At 60.9% G+C, this 23755-nt stretch carries 24 protein-coding genes and 1 tRNA gene; 11 read left to right on the top strand and 14 right to left on the bottom strand.

The window, feature by feature from the left end; all coding sequences use genetic code 11:
- Window position 1: 1 nt before the first annotated feature.
- The 3 genes from QP941_RS01470 (at window position 2) to QP941_RS01480 (ending at window position 1125) form a co-directional block, all read left to right on the top strand.
- A complete protein-coding gene (locus QP941_RS01470) occupies window positions 2–508 on the top strand; it encodes a MarR family winged helix-turn-helix transcriptional regulator (RefSeq protein WP_284867753.1) in 507 nt (168 codons plus the stop codon).
- A gap of 5 nt (window positions 509–513) precedes the next feature.
- On the top strand, window positions 514–813 hold the full coding sequence (locus QP941_RS01475) for a molecular chaperone GrpE (protein ID WP_284867754.1): 300 nt from the start codon (window positions 514–516) through the stop codon (window positions 811–813).
- A 108-nt stretch (window positions 814–921) separates the two neighbouring features.
- Window positions 922–1125: a hypothetical protein gene (locus QP941_RS01480; protein ID WP_284766303.1), complete on the top strand. Its 204-nt coding sequence runs from the start codon at window positions 922–924 to the stop codon at window positions 1123–1125.
- A 56-nt stretch (window positions 1126–1181) separates the two neighbouring features.
- On the opposite strand, the gene QP941_RS01485 is transcribed toward QP941_RS01480, so the two are convergent.
- Genes QP941_RS01485 through QP941_RS01495 form a run of 3 tightly spaced genes read right to left on the bottom strand, consistent with a single transcriptional unit; the run spans window position 1182 to window position 3761 of the window.
- On the bottom strand, window positions 1182–2348 hold the full coding sequence (locus QP941_RS01485; RefSeq protein ID WP_284867755.1) for an ABC transporter permease: 1167 nt from the start codon (window positions 2346–2348) through the stop codon (window positions 1182–1184).
- A gap of 3 nt (window positions 2349–2351) precedes the next feature.
- Entirely contained in the window at window positions 2352–3251 is a 900-nt protein-coding gene (locus QP941_RS01490) for an ABC transporter ATP-binding protein (RefSeq protein WP_179386357.1), read from the bottom strand.
- Between the two features lie 3 nt (window positions 3252–3254).
- The gene (locus tag QP941_RS01495; protein WP_284867756.1) at window positions 3255–3761 is read right to left on the bottom strand and encodes a hypothetical protein; all 507 of its coding nucleotides are present in this window, start codon (window positions 3759–3761) and stop codon (window positions 3255–3257) included.
- 98 nt (window positions 3762–3859) lie between these two features.
- Between QP941_RS01495 and QP941_RS01500 the strand changes: the two genes are divergently transcribed.
- Window positions 3860–4657, top strand: coding sequence for a MerR family transcriptional regulator (locus QP941_RS01500; RefSeq protein WP_284867757.1), 798 nt, complete (start codon window positions 3860–3862; stop codon window positions 4655–4657).
- Between the two features lie 89 nt (window positions 4658–4746).
- Here the strand turns inward: QP941_RS01500 and QP941_RS01505 are convergent.
- The 5 genes from QP941_RS01505 to QP941_RS01525 form a co-directional block, all read right to left on the bottom strand.
- Window positions 4747–4820, bottom strand: a tRNA-Arg gene (locus QP941_RS01505).
- A gap of 53 nt (window positions 4821–4873) precedes the next feature.
- Window positions 4874–6460 (bottom strand): alpha/beta fold hydrolase, encoded by a 1587-nt coding sequence (locus tag QP941_RS01510; RefSeq protein ID WP_284867758.1) that lies wholly within the window; start codon window positions 6458–6460, stop codon window positions 4874–4876.
- A 124-nt stretch (window positions 6461–6584) separates the two neighbouring features.
- A complete protein-coding gene (locus QP941_RS01515; protein ID WP_284867759.1) occupies window positions 6585–7205 on the bottom strand; it encodes a LutC/YkgG family protein in 621 nt (206 codons plus the stop codon).
- Window positions 7202–8707, bottom strand: a complete 1506-nt coding sequence (locus QP941_RS01520) for a lactate utilization protein B (protein WP_284836526.1) — start codon at window positions 8705–8707, stop codon at window positions 7202–7204. The genes QP941_RS01515 and QP941_RS01520 overlap by 4 nt, the downstream gene beginning before the upstream one ends.
- Complete coding sequence (locus QP941_RS01525) at window positions 8707–9492, bottom strand: (Fe-S)-binding protein (RefSeq protein ID WP_284791357.1); 786 nt, start codon at window positions 9490–9492, stop codon at window positions 8707–8709. Before QP941_RS01525 ends, QP941_RS01520 begins: the two co-directional genes overlap by 1 nt.
- Window positions 9493–9703: 211 nt before the next feature.
- On the opposite strand from QP941_RS01525, the gene argS reads away from it, so the two are divergent.
- From argS to thrB, 4 genes are all read left to right on the top strand, one after another.
- Window positions 9704–11356, top strand: a complete 1653-nt coding sequence (gene argS / locus QP941_RS01530) for an arginine--tRNA ligase (RefSeq protein ID WP_284867760.1) — start codon at window positions 9704–9706, stop codon at window positions 11354–11356.
- Entirely contained in the window at window positions 11357–12694 is a 1338-nt protein-coding gene (gene lysA, locus QP941_RS01535) for a diaminopimelate decarboxylase (protein ID WP_284867761.1), read from the top strand.
- A 175-nt stretch (window positions 12695–12869) separates the two neighbouring features.
- On the top strand, window positions 12870–14213 hold the full coding sequence (locus QP941_RS01540; protein ID WP_284867762.1) for a homoserine dehydrogenase: 1344 nt from the start codon (window positions 12870–12872) through the stop codon (window positions 14211–14213).
- A gap of 24 nt (window positions 14214–14237) precedes the next feature.
- Complete coding sequence (gene thrB, locus QP941_RS01545; protein ID WP_284867763.1) at window positions 14238–15167, top strand: homoserine kinase; 930 nt, start codon at window positions 14238–14240, stop codon at window positions 15165–15167.
- Here thrB and QP941_RS01550 read toward each other — a convergent pair.
- From QP941_RS01550 to QP941_RS01565, 4 genes are all read right to left on the bottom strand, one after another.
- Window positions 15154–15813 carry a helix-turn-helix transcriptional regulator gene (locus QP941_RS01550; protein ID WP_284867764.1) on the bottom strand — a complete coding sequence of 220 codons (660 nt, stop codon included), beginning with the start codon at window positions 15811–15813 and terminating at the stop codon, window positions 15154–15156. The genes thrB and QP941_RS01550 overlap by 14 nt on opposite strands.
- A 38-nt stretch (window positions 15814–15851) precedes the next feature.
- Window positions 15852–17684 carry an ATP-binding cassette domain-containing protein gene (locus QP941_RS01555; protein ID WP_284867765.1) on the bottom strand — a complete coding sequence of 611 codons (1833 nt, stop codon included), beginning with the start codon at window positions 17682–17684 and terminating at the stop codon, window positions 15852–15854.
- Window positions 17685–17688: 4 nt separating this feature from the next.
- Complete coding sequence (gene modA / locus QP941_RS01560; RefSeq protein ID WP_284867766.1) at window positions 17689–18453, bottom strand: molybdate ABC transporter substrate-binding protein; 765 nt, start codon at window positions 18451–18453, stop codon at window positions 17689–17691.
- Between the two features lie 68 nt (window positions 18454–18521).
- The gene (locus tag QP941_RS01565; RefSeq protein ID WP_239235769.1) at window positions 18522–18782 is read right to left on the bottom strand and encodes a DUF2249 domain-containing protein; all 261 of its coding nucleotides are present in this window, start codon (window positions 18780–18782) and stop codon (window positions 18522–18524) included.
- Window positions 18783–18848: 66 nt separating this feature from the next.
- Between QP941_RS01565 and QP941_RS01570 the strand changes: the two genes are divergently transcribed.
- Genes QP941_RS01570 through QP941_RS01580 form a run of 3 tightly spaced genes read left to right on the top strand, consistent with a single transcriptional unit; the run spans window position 18849 to window position 22461 of the window.
- Entirely contained in the window at window positions 18849–19928 is a 1080-nt protein-coding gene (locus tag QP941_RS01570; protein WP_284766290.1) for a DUF8744 domain-containing protein, read from the top strand.
- Complete coding sequence (locus tag QP941_RS01575; RefSeq protein ID WP_284844018.1) at window positions 19915–21093, top strand: beta-carotene 15,15'-monooxygenase; 1179 nt, start codon at window positions 19915–19917, stop codon at window positions 21091–21093. The genes QP941_RS01570 and QP941_RS01575 overlap by 14 nt, the downstream gene beginning before the upstream one ends.
- Entirely contained in the window at window positions 21094–22461 is a 1368-nt protein-coding gene (locus tag QP941_RS01580; RefSeq protein ID WP_284867767.1) for a multicopper oxidase domain-containing protein, read from the top strand.
- Between the two features lie 227 nt (window positions 22462–22688).
- Here the strand turns inward: QP941_RS01580 and mobA are convergent, their stop codons facing one another.
- On the bottom strand, window positions 22689–23276 hold the full coding sequence (gene mobA, locus QP941_RS01585) for a molybdenum cofactor guanylyltransferase (RefSeq protein ID WP_284867768.1): 588 nt from the start codon (window positions 23274–23276) through the stop codon (window positions 22689–22691).
- Window positions 23276–23755, bottom strand: a complete 480-nt coding sequence (moaC, locus tag QP941_RS01590) for a cyclic pyranopterin monophosphate synthase MoaC (RefSeq protein WP_198492889.1) — start codon at window positions 23753–23755, stop codon at window positions 23276–23278. Before moaC ends, mobA begins: the two co-directional genes overlap by 1 nt.

Consider the following 23755-nt stretch of genomic DNA (forward strand, 5'->3'; position numbering starts at 1 on the left):
CATGCCTTATCAAACTCGCTGGTTAGACGACGATGAGCAGGAGCTATGGCGCCTGCTCCTTGGCGCCGTGCGCAAGATCGATAGGGGAATGGATGAAACGCTCAAGGCCGGCGGCGAGGTATCTGCCTCCGAGTTCGCCGTCCTCGTTGCCCTGTCCGAGGCACCGGAACAACGCCTGCGCCTGCACGAGCTGTGCACGCAGCTGGAGTGGGACCGCTCCCGCGCCTCCCACCAAGTGACCAGGATGGAAAAGCGTGGCCTGCTCACCAAGGAACCAGACGAGGAAGATGCTCGCGGCATCAACGTGTGCGTGACCCACGTGGGCCTAGAACACCTGCGGCGTGCCGCTCCGGAGCACGTGGAATCCGTGCGCCGCATGGTATTTGACCATCTGCAACCCGAAGACGTACCGGCGCTGCGGCGCTTTTTTGCCGGAGTTCTTCAGGTCAATAACATCCCGGGCTATGAGGGGTACGTGCCAGATTCGCTACTACACGGAAAGGATTAAGCTCCATGATGGGACAAGAGCTCTTTGAGCACCCGAAGAAGCAATATAAGACCTACGGTATCACCGCGTTGGAGGAGCTTAGCCCGCGCATCGGCGATCCAGAGGTGCACTTGGATGACGCAGCCAGCGAGGACCAAGTTGCCGCCATGGAGGAGGCACTTGAGGCCTACCCAGATTCCGCTCTCACCTATGACCAAGACACCGAGCTGTGGATCGTCGGCGCAGAAGAGGACATTGAGCGCATGCTTGGTGACCGCGAGTCCTTCGTAGAGGCGCTGCTCAATAATGAGGACCCAGGAATTTAATCGCCGATTTTCGGTGTCAATCAAAAGTGCGAGGAATGCGGCCTTGTAAGCACTTAACTGTTAAGATATCCGTAGTTAATCCTCGGTGGATCGAAAGGTTTTATCATTATGAACGAGCGTGAGGCTCAGGAACAGCGCGAAGCGGCAGCTCGCGATAAGGGCAATGGCTGGGTTCCCGTATTCCTTCAGTGGATCCCTTCCATGCTGCTATCCGTAGTGATGCTGGCAGCCATGTTCTTCGGTATGTACTACATCGAGCACGGCACCTTGGACATCACCCAGCCGATCACCAACGAGTTCATTACTCAGTAGCTTCGGCACATAAAAGAATCCGGCTCCCACACAATCGGCGGGGAGCCGGATTATTTTTACTTGCTCAGTGCTTGGCGCCAGGTCATCTTCCTGCCATTGTTCAAAATGGCGCGGCGGTAAATGCGGCCAACCATGACGATAATAAGTGCAGTGGTCAAGGCCATCAGTAGGTAGCTTGCGGCAAGGCCTAGCCAGCTGAGGTTGCCTCCGGCCACCTGCAGCGGAGCGACCAGCATGGAGACTGGCGGCAACCAGGTCATGACCTGCATCCACGTGGCGTCCAGGTGCATCCAGCCGAACATCGGTACATACATGGTGGCAAAGACGAGGAACAGGATAGGTGCCTGCGTGGACTGGAGATCCTCGGTACGCTGCACCATCGAGCCGGCTGCAGCGTAGAGGCTGCCAAAGAAGAGCAGGCCTAGAATCTCGCCAACAAGGAGCACGGCTACCAAGCCATAGTCCAGCTCGATGTCACTAGCCAGGCCGGTCGCAGCAAGCGAGATTGCACCGCCGCCCAAAATGAGCAGCGTGGCTAGGAATCCAACGATGGTATTGCCCAGAATCTTGCCGGCCAAAAAGTCCACCGGACGCACGGAAGACAAGATAATTTCCACCACTCGGGACGACTTTTCCTCCGTGACGCGGCCGCCAATGAGGCCGGCGAAGGTCATGACGGAAAAGACGACCACCATTGCGCCAATGAGGACCGTGGCTACGCCGGCCATCTTTTGTTCCGTGCCGTCCTCTTCTTCTAAGTTCACCTGATTGACCGTGGTGGATGGGGTAGCGTCTGCTAGGTCCTGTGGGTCGATATTTAGCTTATTCAGCGCCGTTGCTTGTGCTTGAGAAGACACGATTTGGTTGACGGTAGTGGACACGGATGCTGGGGCATCCCCCTTGCTCACGAGATCCCAGCCATCATCCTCGGCCGGCACCAGGGCGGCATCGGCCTCGTCATTTTCCACCAGTTGCTGGGCTTCCGCGCGGTCATTTGCCGCAGTGGCATCGATGCCGGAATCATCAAAAGCAGACGCTTCCATCCCCACGACGGCTACGGAATCCGGTTCGTCATCGCCGCTGAAGAAATTGATAGCGATAGGGGCGATAATGGCACCGAGGATGAGCAGCAGCATGGTGCCTACCACCATCTTCGACTTCAGTGCGACTGCCATCTCACGCTTGGCTACAACCCCGATGGTCTTCATTGCGGAATACTGCATGGCCTAGGCCTCCTCATTCTGGTTGCTGGTGACGACGTCTTGGAATAGCTCGGTGAGATCCGGAATCTTACGTCCGAAGGAATGCACCGGGCCTGCGGCTAGGGCTGCCTGCAGGATTGCCTGGTCATCGATGGTTTCATCGGCCTCGAGCACGACGGCATCGGCAGTTTCTGCCACCAGCTCCGTGCCTTCCGGATACCAGCCGCGCGCTGGGGTAGCGACCTCAAAGCGGGGAGGGCCTTGGCTGCGCAGCTTATCGACGCCCCCTTCAGCCACCATATGCCCCTTCGTCACAATGCCCACGCGGTCACACAAGCGCTGCACCAAGTCCAACTGGTGCGAGGAGAAAATGACGGGCACGCCGCGATTGGCGCGCTCACGCAGCATGTCTGACATGACATTAACCGCAACCGGGTCCAGCCCGGAGAATGGCTCATCCAGAATCAGCATGTCTGGGTCATGGATAAGGGAGGCCGCGAGCTGTACTCGCTGCTGGTTGCCCAAGGAGAGGTCATCGAGCTTATCGTCCATGCGCTCGCCCAGCCCCAGCTGTTCAAGAAGTTCAGTGCCGGCGCGCTTCGCGGCGGGCTTATCCATGCCGTGCAGCGTACCGAGGAAGACCAGCTGGCTAAGCAGCGGCTCTTTGCCGTAGAGCCCGCGCTCTTCTGGCATATAGCCAATGCGGCGGCGGTTATCGTCATTGATCGGGGCGTCATCGAAGTAGACTTCGCCAGAGTCTTTGGCCAGCACACCAAGCGCAATGCGCATGGTGGTGGACTTTCCGGCGCCGTTGGATCCGACGAAACCGAAGATTTCGCCGTCACCAACGCTAAAGGTCATATCCCGCAGGGCTTGAGTCTCCCCGAAGGACTTATTGAGGTGGTCAATGGTTAAGGTGGGCATGTGTTAGTCCTCCGAGTTCTGGTTGAAGGTCAGTGCATAACCGACAGCGGGCAGGGTGGCAGAGATGAAGTAACTGAAGAGCAGGTAGTAGCCAGCTCCAAGCAAATATTTGGTGCCAATAATGCCGGTAATGCCTCCGCCTAGGAACCAATTTCCTACGAGGAGGGTGACAAATCCACCGGCAAAAAGTAGGGCGGTAGACAGCTGGAAAGCCTTGCGGCGCCACTGGTCGAGGACCTGGGCCTCGTACTCATCAAGAGAGGACAGCGGCTTGCGATCTTTGGAATCAATGGATACTCGCAGAATGGTCCACGGAATGCAAGAGAGCACCATTGCTATAGACATGGCTAACAGCGCCCAGTAAGAAGAAAGCGCCAGTGCGAGTATGAGGAAAATCGCGGATACGGCCACGCAGCCATACATTGCCGCGATTAATCCACGGGTGGGCCCGGGCCTGCGGAACCGTTCGGCGCGGATCGTTGTTGAAACAGGGACGTCGTTTGCTGTCATGTATTCAAGTGTTGCATAAACCCAACACTCTGGCAACAGTTTCTGCAGATTTTCTCTGGGGTTGACCCTGACGTGGCGTTAGGCGCGACAATGAAGCCATGGACGACATCGATGAAGTTCTTTATACCGTTGGCGAGGTAGCCGCGCTCTTCCGCATTACGGTACGGACTCTGCATCACTGGGAGGCACAAGGCTTGCTGTCTCCAACGTGGCGCAGTTGGTCCAACTACCGGCTGTACACCGAAGAAGACTGCGCCCGCGTGCAGAAGATTCTGATCTATCGCGCCACCGGTATGAAATTGACCGATATTAAACAGCTGCTAGATGGCGGTGCCTCCGACTTAGAGCATTTGCGGAGGCAAAAGGAGAGCCTGCTCGCGCAGCGCGACAGCCTTACTGACATGCTGGCAGCAATTGACACCTTGATGGAGGATGCAATGAATAACCGAAAGCTCACCACCGAAGAAATTGGACAAATTGTTGGCGATGCCAACTTCGCCGCGCATCAACAAGAAGCCGAGGAAGCCTACGGATCGAGCGAAGACTGGTCTATCTATCAGCAGCGCACTGCCGGCTGGTCGAAGGATGACTGGAGCGATGCGCAAGCCGGCGTCGCTGAGGTCGAAAAGGAGCTGGCCCGGGCCGTAGCGGGCGGTGTGGCTGCGGGGTCGGAGGAGGCGCAGGGGCTCGTCGACAAGCACCGCACAGCACTCAGTGCCTTCTTTCCCGTCACGCCAGCGAAGCACTTCCTAATCTCGCGCGGCTATGTGGCTGATGAACGCTTCCGTGCTCACTATGAGGTGCAGCAGGAGGGGTTGGCGCAGTGGCTGGCAGACGCAATTGAGCATGCGGCTAAGGCACAAGGGGTGGATACCGGCAACCCGGAGTGGCAATAGAAGGCTCGTGTCCAGCCAGGAAAGACTAGCTGGCCGGAGGAAAAATGAACCGCTGACCACCAGAAAGTCCTGGTGGTCAGCGGTGAGTGTGTCCCCGACAGGGATCGAACCTGCGACCTTCGGTACCGGAAACCGATGCTCTAATCCGCTGAGCTACGGAGACATCGCTGGGAGAATTCCCAACGATGTGATTCTAGCGCATGGGTTAGTGGGGGACTAAATCAACCCGGGGGCGTCGGAAGTAGTGACTTCGCCGGTGCGCAGGTAGTGCACGCCAATGTCATCAACGACCTTGTTCTTAGAGGCAAAGTGGGCATGGCCAGGGCCATGGACGGTGACCACGTGGGATTGCATCGGCTTCGAGAGGCTGGTGTGGTACTGATACGGCGTTTGTGGGTCGCCCGTAGCCTGAATCTGGAGGGGCTTGGTGGCGAGCTTGGAGCCGTCGAGAGGCGCCTGGCCGGTGACCGGCGCACGGCCACCGCAGCCCGCGCCGGAGCCGTAGAGAGAGTTGACTTGGGTGAAGGGATCAAAGCTGACGAAGTTGGACCACAGGTAGCTCGGGTACAGCAGCGGATTTCCGGGCACGGTGTTTTCATTGCAAACGATTAGGTTTTGCATATTTATTGCTTGCGCGAAGGACTCCTGTTGTTTCTGCACGGCGTCCGGATCGGCCTGCTCCGCATCGATAGGTTCGCTACCGTTGAGGTGCTTGGCAAAGGCATCCCATCGTGAAGGGGTCGGTACAACAAGGAGGCGCGTCATGTTCAGTAACGGGGAGGCTGCCTGCACGGCGTTGGGGTTGTGAATCTTCTGGCTGAGGAACTCCGCCTGCACGCGCAATGGGCCGGTGGCAGTCATGATGTCCGCACCAGGCTGACCGGCAAACTCGAGTCCTGGAGGTAGGTCACCAATCTTGGCGTTCGGTGGCAATACGGTAGGGCGTACACCTGCCTCACGAGCTACCTTTTGAGACCATTTTTCATAGACCTGCAGCGGGGTGGTGCCGAGGTGGTACTTGGCGTCATTTTTGGCAATAAACCCGAAGAGATCGTGCAGTCCCTTTTCATAGCCGCGCTGTTGCGAAGCAAAGATGCCATTCCACGCCAGTTTGGGGCTCATACCCGAATCTAGCAAGACCTTGCCGGTGTGCTCTGGATACTTGGTGGCGTAGGCGGAGCCGAGGTAAGTGCCATAAGAGGTGCCGGCGATGTCAATCTTGTCCTCGCCCAAGGCGCGGCGAACCATCTCCCAATCTTCCAAGGTATTGGCGGTGGTTAAAGAATTGGTATAGCCCGGGGTGTTCTTCTCGCAAGCATCGCGAGTGAGTTTTCCTATCTGCAGGCTATCTCGGAGTGGGTCACTAGCAGCCGAAGCATCGCACTTGACTGGAGTGGAGCCAGGCAGACCACGTGGTTGTACACCGATGGTGTCCCATTCATCGCGCACGGCCTGAGGCCAAGGAGCAGCGCTATTGCCGGCCCATTCATAGGCATCGCCGCTTGGTCCACCGGGGTTAGTAAACAGCGCGCCACGGCGAGCGCCGGGGTTGGCGGCGGGAACGCGCACGAAGCCGACGCTAATCGTGCCCGCCTTTGGGTTGTCGTAGTACGTGGGGACTTCAATGCGTCCGCATTCGGCAGTGTCGATGTCCACCTGCTCTGGGCAGTCTTCCCAGGAAATGGCGGGCTTGGCTGCCTGTGGTGCAGGTGCAGGCGCGGCCGTGGCAATCGGTGCAGTGATGCCCATGGTCAGTGCGGCAGCACCAAGCGTGGCCGCAAGCTTAGAAGAAAAAGAAAGCATAGGTTAGGTCTCCAGAATAAAAATGATTGGTAGACCTAGCCTATGCTTTTTTGATGCTTTTGGCATCATATTCACAGTAGGTGGGTGCCCTCACCGGCCGGGGCGGGAGAGGGGCTACGCAGTACTACTTGACGATGACAACGATGAGGTCACGCGGGCCGTGTACGCCCTCGACACGAGTGAGCTCGATATCGGAGGTAGCGGACGGGCCGGAGATCCAAGTCGCTGGCTTCTCCGGGTTCATGCGGGAGATGACCTCGGGGATGCCGTAGACGATCTCATTCTGGTGGACGATGCACAGGTGGCGGTCCGGAACCAGGGTCAGTGCGCGACGGCCGCAGCGCTCGTCAGACTCGAGCACGATGGTGCCGGTCTGCGCGGAGGTGACGTGGGAATAGGTCACCACAGCGTCCGTCTCGTTCAGCGTGCGCGGATCGACAGCCTTATCGTCCGGCTTGGCGTCGAAGCCCTCGAAGAGGGTGGCGTCCATGCCTTCGGCGTAACGAATGTCGTTGCACTCGCGGTCCTTGAGGATCGTGGCGATGGTCTGCTTGAGCTCGCCTTCCTCGGTGACGTGCACCTCGGCCTTGTAATCCTCGAGTCGGTCAATGAGCATATCGCGCAGCTCGTCCGCGTTCAGGGTGCCCTCGTGGTGGTAGTCGCGCGGGGCATCAACGTGGTCGGGCAGACCAGCCTGCTTCTGGGCGGAGCGGATGCGGCTTAGGATTTCCTGCTTTGCGTTCACTTTTTGGACTCCTCACGGGCCTCGGCAAGAAGCTCCTTGCCTTCTTCGGACTCGAACCACTGGCGGAAGGACTTCTTTGGCGGAACCGCGGTGTCGCGGCCTTCAGACCAACCAGACATAAACAGTGGCAGGGATTCGATGGTCTTGTTCGTACCACCCAAGATGCGGCCCAAGGCGACCATGTGGGTTGCCTTGTTCCACAGCTTCGGGTTGCTCCACAGAAGCTGAATGGTTTTGAAGAGCTTCGGCTCGATTGGTGGGGTGGCGTGGGTGACCTTCTGGTGGCGGTTTTCCAAAATGACGTCGGAAAGCGGAATCTTCACCGGGCACACCTCGTCGCAGCGGCCACACAGCGAGCACGCATAAGGCAGGCTGGCGGAAGGATCGTTGTGGTCCTTCATGCCGGTCAGCTGCGGCGTCAGGGAAATGCCGATCGGGCCAGGGTAGACAGAGCCGTAGGCGTGGCCGCCGGCGCGCTCGTAGACTGGGCAAACATTCAGGCAAGCCGAGCAACGGATGCACTTGAGGGCCTGGTGGCCAATCGGGGAGGACAGGGCCGCGGTACGGCCGTTATCCAGCAGCACCAAGTGGAAGTTCTGCGGGCCATCGCCCTCAGTAACACCGGACCACATGGAGGTGTACGGGTTCATGCGCTCTGCCGTGGAAGAACGCGGCAGCAGCTGGAGGAAGACCTCTAGATCCTGGAAAGTAGGAACCAGCTTTTCGATGCCCATCACGGTAATGAGGGTCTCCGGCAGGGTAAGGCACATGCGGCCATTGCCCTCGGACTCCACGATGTTGATGGTGCCGGTTTCTGCTACACCGAAGTTGGCGCCGGAAATGGCAACCTTGGCCTGCATGAACTGCTCGCGCAGGAACTGGCGGGAAGCCTCGGCCAACTCTGCCGGCTCAGCCTGCAGAGTGTCATCGGTATTGGGCATCTTGTTGACGAAGATATCGCGAATCTCCGCACGGTTGCGGTGGATAGCCGGAACCAGAATGTGGGACGGCTTATCCTCACCTAGCTGCACGATGAGCTCGGCCAGGTCGGTCTCGCGAGCGTTGATGCCCGCGGCCTCCAAGTGCTCGTTCATGCCGATTTCCTGGGTGGCCATGGACTTGACCTTGACCACATCGGTCTCGCCGGTAGCGCGAATCAGACCCTCAATGATCTGGTTAGCTTCCTTGGCATCGCGTGCCCAGTGGACGATGCCGCCGCGAGCCTTGACTGCCTCTTCGAACTGCTCGAGCAGTTCTGGCATACGGGCGGCAACATCTTCCTTGATGGCGGAACCTGCAGCGCGCAGCTCCTGCCAATCGTCCAGCTCCTCCACAGCGTTGGAGCGCTTCTCACGAATGGAGGTGGTGGCGTGCTGCAGGTTGTGGCGCTGGGTGGCGTTATTCAGGCCAACGTGTGCCAGGGGAACAAAGGCCTTGCTGCCACGCAGGTTGCCGTAGCCTTCCGGCGCGCGTGGTGGGGTGGTATCGAGGAAAGAGGTCATTAGAGCATCGTCTCCTTGGAGTAAGCGGCGGAGGTCGGAGTCCATGGGTGCTCCTTGGTGGAAGCTAAGATCTCAGCCATGTGCACGGCGCGGATACCGGAACGCTGGCGGCTTAGGGCACCACCGATGTTCATCAGGCAGGAAGAGTCACCGCCGGTGACGTATTCAGCCGCGGTTTCCTTAACGTGGCGGGTCTTGTCGGTGACCATCGCGCGGGATACTTCCGCATTCTTGATAGCAAAGGTGCCGCCGAAGCCACAGCATTCTTCCTTATTGGGGAGTGTGACTAGGTCGATTCCTTCTACTTCTTGGAGAAGCTGAAGTGGGCGGTCTCCCAGCTTCAAAAAGCGTAGGCCGTGGCAGGAGGGGTGGTACGTCACGCGGTGCGGGAAGAATGCGCCGACGTTGGTCACGCCGGCAACATCCACTAGGAATTCCGGGAGATCCAGGGTCTTCTGAGTGGTCTTGCGGGCGCCGTCGACGTCGGCGGAGTTGCCAAATCGGTCAGCGATGCGCTCGTGCTGCTCGCGAACGGCGCCGACGCAGGAGCCGGAGGCCGCGACGACATAATCAATGGAGGGGTCGGCAAAGGCATCCGCATAGGAGCGGATCATTCCCAGGGTTTCCTTCTGATAGCCGGTATTGATGTGCATCTGGCCGCAGCAGGTCTGTTCCTCCGGGAAGACCACTTCGTGGCCCAAGCGGGAGAGAACCAGTGCCGTTGCCTTTTGTACGTCCGGGAAAAGGGCGTCACCAATGCAAGTGGAAAATAGCGCAATGCGCATACGGTGCTCCTCGTTGATTTTTTACATGGGGGTAGGCACGACCTTACTCCCTTTAAGTAGTACGTGCGTAATGCGTCCCCCGCTTGACCAGCAATTATTTCGCAATATTAGTGTTGCAGAAAACTGCTATCAACCGTTTGCGCTGCAAAGGCGAACTTTTTGATATAGCCCTTTTCACACTCGTCTTTTCAGTGAACTAGAATCGTGCGACATGACTCCAGCTGATTTGGCCACATTGATTAAAAAATCCGCAATCAAGGTCATGGATGACCATGATCTTGATTCCTCTGTCTTGCCAGAAACGGTAACCGTTGAGCGTCCGCGCAACCCTGAGCACGGCGATTATGCCACCAACGTGGCGCTGCAGGTGGCCAAGAAGGCCGGTGCTAACCCGCGCGAGCTAGGCGGCTGGTTGGCAGAGGCCTTGGCAGACAATGATGCCGTTGCCGAGGCTGACATTGCCGGACCTGGGTTCATTAATATTCGCCTTGCTGCCGACGCCCAGGGAGAAATCGTCGCTCAGATTCTCCGCGCAGGCAAGGAGTATGGCAATAATGATGCCTTTGCGGGCAAGAAGGTCAACCTAGAGTTTGTCTCCGCGAACCCGACCGGCCCGATCCACCTTGGCGGCACCCGTTGGGCGGCCGTCGGTGATTCTTTAGGCCGCGTGCTGGAGGCATCCGGCGCAGAGGTTACCCGCGAGTATTACTTCAATGACCACGGCGGCCAGATTGACCGCTTCTCTCGCTCGCTCGTGGCAGCGGCGAAGGGTGAGCCAACCCCAGAAGATGGCTACGGCGGTGCTTATATCCAGGACATTGCTCAGGCCGTGGTAGAGAAGAATCCGTCTGCCCTTGAAGGCAGTGATGAAGAAGTCCAAGAGGCCTTCCGCGCAGACGGCGTAGAGATGATGTTCGCGCAGATTAAGCAGTCCTTGCACGAGTTCGGAGTGGATTTTGACGTCTACTTCCATGAGAACTCCCTCTTTGACTCCGGTGCTGTGGATGCAGCGTTGGAAAAGCTCAAGGCCGAAGACCACATGTATGAGGCGGACAATGCTTGGTGGCTCAAGTCCACCGACTATGGCGACTCCAAGGACCGCGTAGTGGTGAAATCCGATGGCAATGCAGCCTATATTGCCGGTGACATCGCTTACGTGGCCGATAAGTTTGATCGCGGCCACGATTTGAATATCTACATGCTGGGCGCAGACCACCACGGCTATGTGCCGCGTTTGAAGGCGGCAGCGGCTGCCCTAGGCTACGACGCCGATGCCGTCGAGGTTCTTATCGGCCAGCTGGTTAACCTCATGCGTGATGGCAAGCCGGTGCGCATGTCTAAGCGTGCAGGCACGGTCATCACTATGGAGGATCTCGTCGCCGCTATTGGCGTGGATGCTTCGCGCTATTCCCTGGTGCGCTCTTCCGTGGATCAAACCATCGATATTGACTTGGGCCTGTGGGAGACGCAGTCTTCCGATAATCCTGTCTACTACGTGCAGTACGGCCACGCCCGTCTATGTTCCATCGCCCGTAAGGCTGCCGAGCTCGGCATCGACGCGGAAGGTGCGGATCTCTCGCTGCTTACCCACGAGCGCGAGGGTGACTTGATTCGTACCTTGGGTGAATTCCCAGCAGTAGTGGAGGAAGCAGCGAAGCTGCGCGAGCCGCACCGCATCGCCCGCTATGCTGAGGATCTTGCCGCGGTATTCCACCGCTTTTATGATTCCTGCCAGGTCCTGCCCAAGGCTGGCGAGGATGAAGCACCAATCCACGGGGCCCGTTTGGCGCTGGCGCAGGCTTCCCGCGTGGTTCTGGCCAATGCCTTGTCCATGGTGGGCGTGAGCACCCCGGAGAAGATGTAAGTGGCGGATTTCAATGAGCTGCCGGCCCACGTCTGGCCGCGCAATGCCCAGCGCGAGGAAGACGGCGTGGTAACCATTGCTGGCGTTCCACTGCCAGATTTGGCGGAGGAATTCCAGACCCCACTTTATGTCTTCGATGAAGATGACTTCCGGTCCCGCTGCCAGGACATGGCCCGCGCTTTCGGTGGACCCGAGCACGTGCACTATGCTTCCAAGGCATTCATCTCAAAGAAGATCGTGAACTGGGTCAATGAGGAAGGCCTGTGCTTGGACGCGGCCTCGCTCAATGAGCTCAAGATTGCCCTAGCCGCAGAGTTTCCAGCCGAGCGCATCACCACGCACGGCAACAATAAGGACGATGAGTACCTGCGTTTGTGCGTAGACGCCGGCGTGGGCCACGTGGTCATTGACAACGAGCTCGAGCTGGAAGAACTTAATCGCATTGCGGGCGAGGCCGGCAAGGTCCAGCCGGTGATGATCCGCGTCAAGCCGGGTGTTGATGCGCATACGCACGAATTCATCGCCACGGCGCATGAGGACCAAAAGTTCGGCATTTCGCTCGCCACGGGCGCGGCTTTTGCTGCGGCCAAGCGTTGCTTGGAAGCGGACAACCTGCACCTGAGCGGCCTGCACTGCCACGTGGGATCCCAGGTCTTTAATGCGGAGGGCTTCAAACTTGCCGCGGAGCGCGTCATGGGACTGTATCGCCAGATTTACACCGAGCTGGGCGTGACGCTGGAAGAGCTCGATCTGGGCGGCGGCTTTGGTATTCCCTACATGCCCTATGAGGAGGCGCTGGATATCGAGCGCGTGGCCGGCGATATGCTCGGCGCGGTCAAGCACACCGCAGAGGAGTTGGGCATTGAGGCGCCCTTCCTCTTAGTTGAGCCCGGTCGCTCCTTGGTTGCGGGCTCGGCGGTGACCGTCTACCGCGTGGGTACCGTCAAGGATGTAGAAACTGGCAAGTCGGATCTGCCGCTGCGTCGCTATATCTCCGTCGATGGTGGAATGTCAGATAATATCCGCCCGGCGCTCTACGGTTCGGCCTATGACGTGCGCGTGGTCAACCGCTTTAGCGATGGGGAAGTGGTGCCCTCGCGCGTGGTGGGTTTCCATTGCGAGTCCGGCGATATTCTCCTTGAAGACGGCGAGCTGTCCAATGATATTCAGCCGGGAGACTTGATCGCCTTTGCAGCGACTGGCGGCTACCAGTACATGATGTCCTCGCGCTATAACGGTGCGGTGCGCCCGGCGGTCGTCGCCACGCGCGTGGGCCAGACCAAGCCCATGCTGCGCCGCGAGACCATCGAGGACCTCCTCTCCCTAGAGGTGGATTAACCTCCATCCTTCGGTCCCCGTTACATGGCGGAATTTAATTCACGCCCTGTGACGGGGACTTTTCTATTAATGGCTCTATTTAGGGCGAAAGTAGACAGCTTGTTCTGTATAGTGTCCTGTATCCGCAATTAGCGGGCACAACACCTTTACCCCAACCGCACAATGGAGACGGACTATGGCTGCATCGACTAGCGAGCTTCAGGCACACGAGTATTCCGGCAAGGGCGAGGGCGAGACCGTTGGTATCGCGCTGCTGGGCTTTGGCACCGTTGGTGCCGAGGTCTTTCGCCTGCTGGGGGAGAATGCTCATGCCTTTGCTCACCGCATCGGTGGTCCAGCCGAGATTCGCGGCATCGCCATCCACAATAAGAATAAGCTGCGCCCGGGCGTGCCCCAGGAGCTTTTGACCGATGACGCCAAGGCGCTCGTCGCCCGCGATGATATCGACCTCGTGGTTGAGGTCATCGGCGGTATTGATTTTCCGCGCGAGCTGGTGCTCGCCGCACTCAATTCCGGAAAGTCCGTGGTGACCGCCAATAAGGCGCTGGTTGCTGCGCACGCAGATGAGCTGGCGGAGGCCGCCGACCGCGCCGGTGTAGATCTCTATTTTGAGGCTGCCGTAGCCGCCGCGATTCCGGTAGTGGGCATGCTGCGTCGCTCCTTGGCCGGCGATCAGGTAGAGCGCATCTCTGGCATTGTCAATGGCACCACCAACTTCATCTTGGACGCGATGGAGTCCACGGGCGCTTCTTATGATGAAGCGCTGGCGGAGGCTACTCGCCTGGGCTATGCCGAGGCCGATCCCACCGCGGATGTTGAGGGCCATGACGCCGCCTCCAAGGCTGCCATCATGGCGTCTTTGGGTTTCCACACTCGCGTGAAGTTCGAGGACGTCCACTGCGAGGGCATTACCAAGGTCACCGCCGCGGATATCGCCGCGGCCAATGATGCCGGCTATTCCATCAAGCTGCTGGCCATTTGCGAGCGCCTTAAGCGTGAGGACGGCTCCGAGGCGGTCAATGCCCGCGTGCACCCCACGTTGGTGCCTAAGGAGCACCCGTTGGCCTCCGTGAGCGAGTCCTATAATGCCATCTTCGTCGAGGCCGAGGCCGCAGGTTCCCTGATGTTCTACGGCAATGGTGCGGGCGGCAATCCTACGGCTTCTGCCGTGCTTGGCGACGTCGTCGGGGCAGCCCGCAATATTGTCCACGGCGGCCGCGCACCGGGCGAGAATACCTATGCCAACCTGCCTATCGCAGACTTTGGTGAGGTGGAAACCCGCTACCACATCGATATGGAGGTCCAAGACCGCACCGGTGTGCTGGCCGCCATCTCCGCCGTCTTTGCCGACAATGACGTTTCCCTGCGCACCGTGCGCCAGGAAGACGGCGCGGACACCGCCCGCCTCATCGTGGTCACCCATGCCGCGAAGGAGGCGACCTTGGACACCATTGTGGCTGCTTTGGGCGAGCTCGAAGAGGTCAAGGCCGTTCATTCCGTAATCCGCCTCGGCAGCTAGCCCGGCCAAATAGACTGGACAGCTATGAGCATCGAAGTTGAAGTCGGCACTAAAGCCATCGTGACCGTTCCTGCCTCCACGGCGAACCTTGGCCCAGGATATGACACCTTGGGCATGGCGTTGAGCCTGTATGACACCGTCGAGGTAGAGGTCACCGCCTCGGGCCTTACGGTAGAGATTTTCGGCGAGGGCGCAGAAGACCTGCCGCGCGATGGCTCCCACTTGGTGGTCAAGGCGATTCGCTCCGCACTCTCGGCGGCCGACGCCACCGTGCCCGGCCTGCGGGTGGTCTCGCATAATAATATCCCGCAGTCGCGCGGCCTGGGCTCTTCTGCCTCCGCCGCGGTGGCGGGCGTGGCCGCCGGCAATGCGCTGGCGGGAAGTCCGCTGACCCAAGAGCAAGTGGTGCAGCTTTCTTCCGCCTTTGAGGGCCACCCCGATAATGCGGCCGCCTCTGTATTGGGTGACGCCGTGGTGTCGTGGACAAATGTCCCCGTCGACGGCCATTCTTTGCCGGACTACCGCGCCGCGTCCATCAAGGTGCACGAAGATATCCGCGCCACCGCGCTCGTGCCTGATTTCCATGCCTCCACCCAGGCGGTGCGCCGTGTCCTGCCCTCGCACGTGACGCATTCGGATGCGGCGTTCAACGTCTCGCGCACCGCGGTTCAGGTGGCGGCATTGCAGAACTATCCGGACCTCCTGTGGGAGGGAACCCGCGATCGCTTGCACCAGCCGTACCGCGCGGATGTGCTTCCCGTGACCGCGGAGTGGGTCAATCGCCTGCGCAATCGCGGCTATGCGGCCTACCTATCCGGCGCCGGCCCCACTGTTATGGTGCTGCACACCGAGGATATTGAGGAGGGCATTCTTGCCGACGCCCGCGAGCAGAACCTCCGCGTCATCGACCTCACCGTGGCCGGCCCCGTCCGCGTGGAGCTTACGCAGGCTTAATTTTTAGACGGCACACGTTGGGGTGCTGGCGCGGAACCAAGGTGATCGAGGTTGTATCATCGCTGGTTTCTTGCAGGAAGCCAGCGTGTACCGCACACAGGAACGGCGAAGGCTCAAGCCCCGAAGAGACAAACGGGCAAGCATGAAGCTCGATGTCGGCTGAATCGGGTTTGGTGGCAGGGTCAAAGCCCATATCGCGCAGGGTGGCAAAGAGCGTATCGAGCGCGCCATCGGAGGCATCCGTGCCCGCGGCGCGCGCCCAGCGTCGTCCGATCTCGAGGGCCTTGGCCGAGGCGGCGTCATCAAGCTCTTCCTTATCGGCCAGCATCGTGGTCAGTACCTCCACCAAGGTGATGTATTCCTCTGCCACCGCTTTATTATCTGGAATGCGGGCTTGGAAGATGAGGGAGGGGCGCCCGCGGCCCTTACTCGGCGCGGATACTACGTTGACGGCCCCAGCGTTGACCAGTTCATCGATGTGTCCGCGAGCGGTGTTGACGTGCATGCCTAGTTCCTCGGCCACGGTGCCGGCCTTAGCGCCTTCGGGGTGGCGCTGCACAGCGGTGAGCACCTCGCGCTGCTTGGGTGAGAGGTTGAGGGCCTCTGGAAAGAGTTCGGTAGTGGGCCGGGGAAGTGAATCAGGCATGGTAGAAATCCGCCTTGGGGTCTGCGAATACAGAAAAACTAGTTGGGGTGGACAAAAACGTGTGCTTTAGATATCGCTAAGGATACGATGTTACCCACCGCGACGCCTAAAGCGAACTCGCGGTCTACCGGTACTGTAGCCTCTTGACCACCCAGATCAACGCGCAGCTGGGCCGCTGCGAGGCTGGTGGCCTCGACTGCAAGGACGCGCACCGCCCACTGATTGCACGTTTCCTGCGCGGCGCCAATTGTGGCCGCATGCGGGTCAAAGGTCACCGCCACCTTCTGCCCGGGCTCAAAAGACGTATGCTCCTTGGTCGCCAGAACGGAAATATCGCCGCACGCGACCTCGACGGCGGAGGCGCCGATCGCGGTCACGGTTCCTTCGAGGCGGTTGAGTCCCGCTAGCGCCGCGACGAAGCTTGTCGGCGGTGCCTCGAGCAGCAGCGCGGTTGCGCCGTGCGCCCGCACTTGACCGGATTCCATGACCAGCATGTCCTGCGCCAGGTGCGCAATATCGAGCGCATCATGGGTAACAAGCAGCGTGGTACGGTCTGCGCGGGCCGCGTGCAAGAAGCGGCGCCACCTCTCGGCCGATGTCACATCGACTGCGGCAAGGGGTTCGTCCACAATCAAGACCGCCGGCCGTGCGGCTAGCGCGCGCACCAGCGCCACGTGGGCGGCTTGGCCGCCAGACAGGGCGGGAACGGGGACGTCGGCAAGCTCGTGCAATCCCGCCGCCGCCAGGAGCTCCTGCGCACGGGCTTTATCGCGGGTGACCATGGCGACCGCCTGCACGACCGTCGAACGCGGCGGCAAGCCCGGACGCTGGGTGAGCAAGACGATGTCGGCGTGCTCCGGGGATACCTCCCCGCCGCTCAGGCGCCCGGCAATGCGCCCCATCAAGGTCGTCTTGCCGGAACCATTCGGGCCCACCACGGCCGTTATGGCACGCGGGGAAAAATCCGTGCGCACCCCGTCGACGGTCACGGACAGCACCGGCGCATCAGTGGGACGGGTAAGGGCGCGGAGCTTATCGACGTCCATCCCATGCAACCTCCTGGCCTGCGGCTGGTAGCTTCGCCGCCGAAGGGCAGGCAAGCCCGCCAGCGCCAGACAGGCCAAGGCCAACCCGATAAGCAGCGCGGAGAGCACGTACGCGCCATCCGCATCGACCTCGCGCTCCAAATAAATACCCATCGGCATGGTGCGGGTAACCCCCGGCTGTGAGCCGGCAAAGGTCAGCGTCGTGCCAAATTCGCCCAGCGAGCGCGCGAAGGCCAACCCCGCACCCGTAGCCAAGGCCGGGGCGATGGACGGCAGGGTGATTTTGCCCAGGACCTCCCACCGGCCCAAGCCCACGCCGCGCGCAGAGGCGAGGATTTCCTGGTCCAGCTGGCGCAATGCCGAATCAACCGCGACCACCACAAAGGGCAGCGCCACAAAGGTCTGCGCCATAACGACTCCGGGGAAGGCGAAGGCGAGGTTGATGCCTAGGGCGTCGAGAAGCGGGGCCAGGTACCCCTTGCGGCCAAAGGCTGCGGTAAGGGCCAAGCCGCCCACCACCGGTGGCATGGCCAAGGGCAGGTAGACCAAGAGGCGCACTACGGAGCTGCCGCGGCCGAGCTGCTGCACCCACAGGGCCAGCCCCAAGCCCAGAACGAGCGCAAGGATCATGGATTGGAAAGCGGCTGCCACTGAGATGAGCAGCATATCCCGGATCTCGTCGCGCGCGAGGTAGTCGCTAATGCGCGCCCATGGCACGCGCAGCCCAAGAGCGGCAACGGGGACGATGATGGTCGCCACCGCGATGAGGCCAATAAGGCCGATAAGAAGCGGGGCTTTGGGGCGAATGGGCTGGGGTGCGGACACAGAACTACTCCGCCGGGTTAAAGCCGCGGTCGCGCCAGGTGGATGCAAAGTCGCCGCTCAGGATATCGAGCACCGCGCGAGCCTGGTCGGGGTGGGATGCTTCTGCGGTAACGGCGCCCAGAATCTGGTTAGTAAATTTCTCTGCCCCAGGAATGTCAATCACCTCGACATCGTCGCCGGCCGCGGCGGCATCGGTGGAGTAGACCCACCCAGCATCCGCCTCGCCCGAGGCAACCTTTCCTAAAACGTCGGCCACCTGGCGCTCTTGGGAGGATGGATGGACGTCCAAGCGTTTATCGTCGATGATCCGGGAGGAGATATCGCCACAGGGAACTTGGGGATCGCAAAGCACGAAGTGGTGGGAGTGGCGGAGATCCTCCACGGAATGGATTCCCGCCGGGTTGCCCTTGGGCACAACCATGACCATGACATTGGTGGCAAGCACCTCGGGCGTGGCAACCGTGCCATCCTGCACCGCCTTATCCATGGTTTTCTTCGATGCCGTAAGGAGAAGATCGGCCGGGGCGCCCTCGCGCAGCTTGCTCACCAGGTCGGAGGAGCCGCCATTTTCAAAGTTTAGATTTACCGGCGGTGTGAGCTGGCCTGCGCGCGAAGTGAGTTCGTCATTGATGACGCGGGTGGAGGATGCAGCCAGGACATTGAGCGTGGGAGCATCCGCGTCCTGGGCGGAGGTCGTTGACGTTGGGGGAGCGCAGGCCGCTAGGGCGAATGCGAGGGCGGCGAGGAGTGCGGCGGCGCGCTTCTTCATCTGCGGAGGGCTCCTTCTACAGCGGAGAGTGTGACCTATCCAGGATAGCCCTCCGCTCCGCGAAGGGTTTAGCTCACGCGGGTGAACTTGATGTGGAAGTCGTTTTCTTCTTCCTTGAGGTAGTCCAGCTCGAAGTTCTCCTCGCGAGCCTCGACCTCCTTGAGCAGGGGAACCGGATTATGCGGGGCGATGAGGATCATTGCTTCGCCCACGTTGAGGGTGCCGAGTGCGCCGTGGATGGCGCCGTGGCGAACGGCGTGCGGAATTTCGGAGGCATTCAGAGTTGGGATGGAGTGTGGCTTATTGGCATCGGAGATGGGTAGTTGCATAGCGAGTGGTCCTTTCTTAAGGGGTGCGAGTTTCGCTCTGTTAGCAATATTAGTACGATAAAACCCGTGCAAAACAATAGCGTGGCGCATCGCCTCATCTTCCTCGCCTTCGCAGGACTGTCCCTGCTGGTAGGTCTGGTTGCGGGTGCCACCCTCTTGGGGCTGAACGTTACCCCGGGAGCGTCCTTCGCCGCCGACCACGGACCGCTCATGGTCTTCGGTTTCGTGGGCGGAGCCATCGGCCTTGAGCGCACCGTTGCCGTGCGCACCTCCTGGGCATGGGCCGGGCCCGTGTTCCACGTCGCCGGCGTGCTGAGCATTCTCGCCGGCCTGCCGCGGGCGGTCCCGGCCGTGTGTTTTGCCGCGAGCTTCCTTGTCCTTGGCTTCATTTACGCCACCATCTATCGCCGTCAGGCGAGCCTTGCGATCTTGGTGCAGGCAGCCGGAGTTATCGGGGGAATAGCAGCAGCTGCCCTATGGGCCATGGGCCCGGGGTTCGCCGCGGCGATGCCGCTGTGCGTCCTCTACGCCGTGGCCACCATCATCGGCGAGCGCATGGAACTAGCGCGCGTCACCATGGCCGGAACCCGCGCCGAAAACCACCTGACCCTTCTGGTTCTGGGGCTGGCGGCGGCCAGCGTCATCTACGTGCTTGCCCCTGCGGTGGGCTATCGCGCGATGGGCTTGGTGCTCATCGCCATCGCTGCGGCCACCGCGCGGGTGGACGTGGCCAAGAATCTGGTGCGCTCGCACGGCCTGCCGCGCTACTCGGCGGCGTGCATGTTGGCCGGCTACGGCTGGCTCGCCCTCGGCGGTTACCTCTGGCTGCTACACGGACAGTCCACCGGCTTTGCCTATGATGCCTCAGTGCACGCCATCTTCTTGGGCTTTGTCATGTCCATGATTTTTGCGCACGCACCCATCATCTTCACCTCCGTTATCCGCCGCCGATTGCCGTACCACTCAGTGCTCTATGTGCCGGTGGCGCTCTTACATGGCGGCCTCGCGTTGCGCATCCTTGCCGATTGCGCCGAGCACACCACTGCCCTCCACACCGGCGGGGTGGTTACGATATTCGCAGTGTTAATTTTTCTCGCTTGCGGCATTGCCTTGACTGCGAAGGAGGCGCGACGTGCGCATTCATGACGTATCCCTGGCCGTGCGCGGCCGCTGGCATACCCTGAGCGCCGCCGTTATTGGCTTGTGGATCCTTATTGGTCTCGGCCTACTCATTGCTGGCTCCTTGGGCGCTCCTGTGGTGTGGTGGGATATCATCCATCCCTTCACCATTGGTGCTCTGACCACGGCCATCATCGTCTTTTCCACCCATTTCACCGAGGCCTTGACCCGGACTGCGGGCGGGGACTACCGGGGCGTCGGCAGTCGCGTGGGCCTAGTGCAGCTCGGGCTTATCTTGCTGCTCATTGATAGGGCGGGGTATGACTGGGGCCCGCTTGCCGACGCCGCCTCTGCCCTCATCATCGCCGCCCTCACCTGGCACCTGTGGTTCGTTGCGCGGCGCCTTCGCGGCTCACTGTCTGGTTCTTTTGCCGTGACCGTGCCCTTTTATATCGCGGCGGCTGTGTTCATGATTGCCTCCGTGGTGCTTGTCATCCTCAGCGGTAATGGGGTGGGCGAGTACTCCCTCCTCGTCGGCGCCCACTCGCGCGGCATGGTCTGGGGCTTCGCGTGGCTGACCGTCATCGGCACGGTGGTTACGTTGCTCCCCACGCTATCGGCCACGGCGATTTCGCCCACCGCTCGCGCGCGGTGTACTCGCGCGCTCATCGTGCACTGCGTTGGCTTGTCCTTGGCGATGGCGCTGTACGCGGTGGGCCTTACCCGCGCCGCAGGCGTGGCCCAACTGCTCGTGGTCCTGGCGGCGGTGCTCATCATCCAGCCGGTGCTTGCCACCGTCATGGGGCGTTCGCCGCGGCTGACCACCGCCACCGTTGCTGTCATCGCCGGCCTGCTGTGGATGCTGGCGCTGTGCGCCGGCGATGCCATTTCCGCAGCGGTAGGCGCCTACCCGCGCACCATTACCCTGATTTTGCTACCCGCCTTTCTCGGTGCCGGCCTCTTGCAGTTGGTCACCGGGGTCCTGCACCACTTGCTACCGATCCTTACCGGCGCGCGTCCTAATACCGCGGAGCGCACCGGCTACGCCCGCCTGCTGCTCATCAACGTGGGCGGACTGCTGACATTGCTGGGCGCTACCGTGGCCGGGCTTATCATGATGGGGATAGGCCTTGCCGCCAACGTTATCGCCGTCGGCCGAGCCATCTACCTTAAGAAAAGACTGGAGAGTTAAATGCTGAGCGTTTCTTCCTCACAACCTGCGGACAAACCCGCACCCAAAGATTCCTCCTGGGCCTCATGGCTGCTCATCGGCATCGCGCTGGCGGCGGTCATCGCGCTCGCGGTGGTTAATTCCACTGGTAAGGGCTCGGAGTCCGCGGCACCGGTATCCTCTGGCGAAACGCAGACCATTGACGTGGGCGTAGACGGCATGGCCTTTACCCCCTCGTCCATCGATATCGACCCCGGCACCCACTTGGTGGTCAACTTCACCAACTCCGGCGACCAAGTCCACGACTTAAAGATTGGCGACGCTGAAACCGGCCGCGTCGACCCCGGCGAGACCGTCCAACTCGACGCCGGAGTCATCGACTCCTCCGAGGAAGGCTATTGCACCATCGCTGGCCACAAGATGCAGGGCATGACCTTCCAGGTCAACGTGGGAGACGGTGCCGCTGCAGGACATGACCATGCGGTGTCTTCTGCTAGCAACCCGCACGTAGACGTGCCAACCGCCGCCGAACTCGGCGCACAACGCGACGATTTTTCCGCCTTCGACGCCTCTTTGCAGCCGGCCGCTGAGACGAAGACGCACAAAGAGACCTGGACGATGACCGAGGAAGTCGTGGAGGTCGCCCCCGGCATCAAGCAGATGCGCTGGCTCTTCAACGGCCAAGCCCCTGGTCCCACCCTGCGCGGCAAGGTGGGCGATAAATTCGAAATCACCATCAAGAACGAGGGCTCCATGGCCCACTCCATTGACTTCCACGCCGGCGAGGTCAACCCAGATAAGACCATGAAATCCATCCAGCCGGGCGAGGAATTGACCTACAAGTTCACCGCGAACCGCTCCGGCATCTGGATGTATCACTGCTCCACGATGCCCATGTCCCTACACATCGCCAACGGCATGGCCGGCAATGTCATTATCGATCCGCTGGACCTTAAGCCCGTTGACGCGGAGTATAACTTCATGGCCACCGACATCTTCCTCGGCGAGGAATCCACCGGCGCCGACGCCCAGCGCGTTGCCGACGGCCGCTTCGACCTGATGGCCTTCAATTACTACCCTGGCCAGTATGACGCAGAGCCCATCAAGGCCAAGGTAGGCGATACCGTCCGTCTGTGGCTGACCAACCTAGGCCCCGACCAGCCGCTGAGCTTCCATGTTGTAGGCGAACAATTCGATACCGCCTACAAGGAAGGCGCCTACCTCATCAAGAATGAAGACTCCACCGGTTCACAAGCCCTTGACCTCCTCCCGGCGCAAGGCGGATTCGTCGAAATGACCTTCAACGAGCCCGGTACCTATTCCTTTGTCAATCACATCATGACTAACGCAGAGAAGGGCCAGCACGGCAAGTTCATCGTGACCGAGTAGCTCTCCCGCGGTTCGGACCCTCCCGCTCCTCCCGCCCTTCGCGCTCACCAGCGACCGTTCTTGGTCATATTTCATGCCCACCGTGAGCGCGAAGGGCGGGTTTTCGTATTCGTCCACCCCTCGCGCTCACCGGGGCGGCGATTTCGCGTTTGCTGCGGCTCCCAGTGAGCGCGAAGGGCGGGAAAGCGGAGACTTCTCCCTCGGCGCTCACGGGTGGAGGTGGAGGACTAGCCGAGCGGCTGCCGGTGAGCGCGAAGGGTGGTGTGAGGAGGGAACGCGGGGAGCTCGCGCAGCTCCGCACGGGTGTCGTAGTCGCGTTCGGCGCCGGTGCCGGGAATCTCGATGAAATTGGCGCCACGGATGAGGCGACGGACGGAAACGTTCCGAGTCGTAGGAAGGGATTCCAGCTGAGAGTGGAGCGCGCGAGCGCGCCAGAGGGAACACAGCGGCTGGAGGTATCCGTCGGCGGCACGGGTGAGTACGGCATCGGCCGTGGAGGAAGCGAGGGTCGAGCGCAGACGGGGAAGCAGCAGCGGCGAATCGGGGGCATCCACGGCGAAGAGGGCGAGCTCGGAGCAGTGGGATAACGCCTGGGCGCCGGCCGCGATGCCGGCGACGGGACCACCGTAGAGCGGTGACTCGCACACCTGGGGCAGGCCGAGGCGATGCGGGGAGACGGCTACGGTCGGGGTGCCGTAGGGAAGCTGGGCGAGCAGGCGGTCAATAAAGCGCGTGCCGTGGGCAAAAAGGGAGGCCTTATCGGCGCCGCCCATGCGCCTGCCGTGACCGCCGGCGAGGATGACCGCGCCGAGCATTAGGACTCCGGGAGGGTGCGGGACCAGTCCCCGGAGCGGCCGCCGGATTTCGCCACGATTCCGCAGCGGCGGATATACGCGGAGCGATCCACGCCCTTGACCATGTCGATAATGGCGAGCGCGGAGACATTTACGGCCGTAAGCGCCTCCATTTCCACGCCGGTGCGGTCGGCGGTGCGGACGGTGGCGGAGATGGAAACGTGGTCGTCGGCAAGCGTGAGCTCCACTGCACAGCCGTGTACGCCGATGGTGTGTGCCAAGGGAAGTAGCTCGGGGACCTTCTTGGCGGCCGAGATTCCAGCAATGCGGGCGACGGCGAGGACATCGCCCTTGGGCACGGTGCCATCGCGCAGCGCGGTCATCACCTCGGGGGAACAGGCGACCTCGCCCTCCGCAGTGGCGGTGCGCACGGTGGGCTGTTTCTCGGTGACGTCGACCATGTAGGCGGCGCCGTCAGAGTTTAGGTGGGTAAATTCCAT

The organism is Corynebacterium sp. MSK150, assembly GCF_030229215.1.
Classification (GTDB): Bacteria; Actinomycetota; Actinomycetes; order Mycobacteriales; family Mycobacteriaceae; genus Corynebacterium.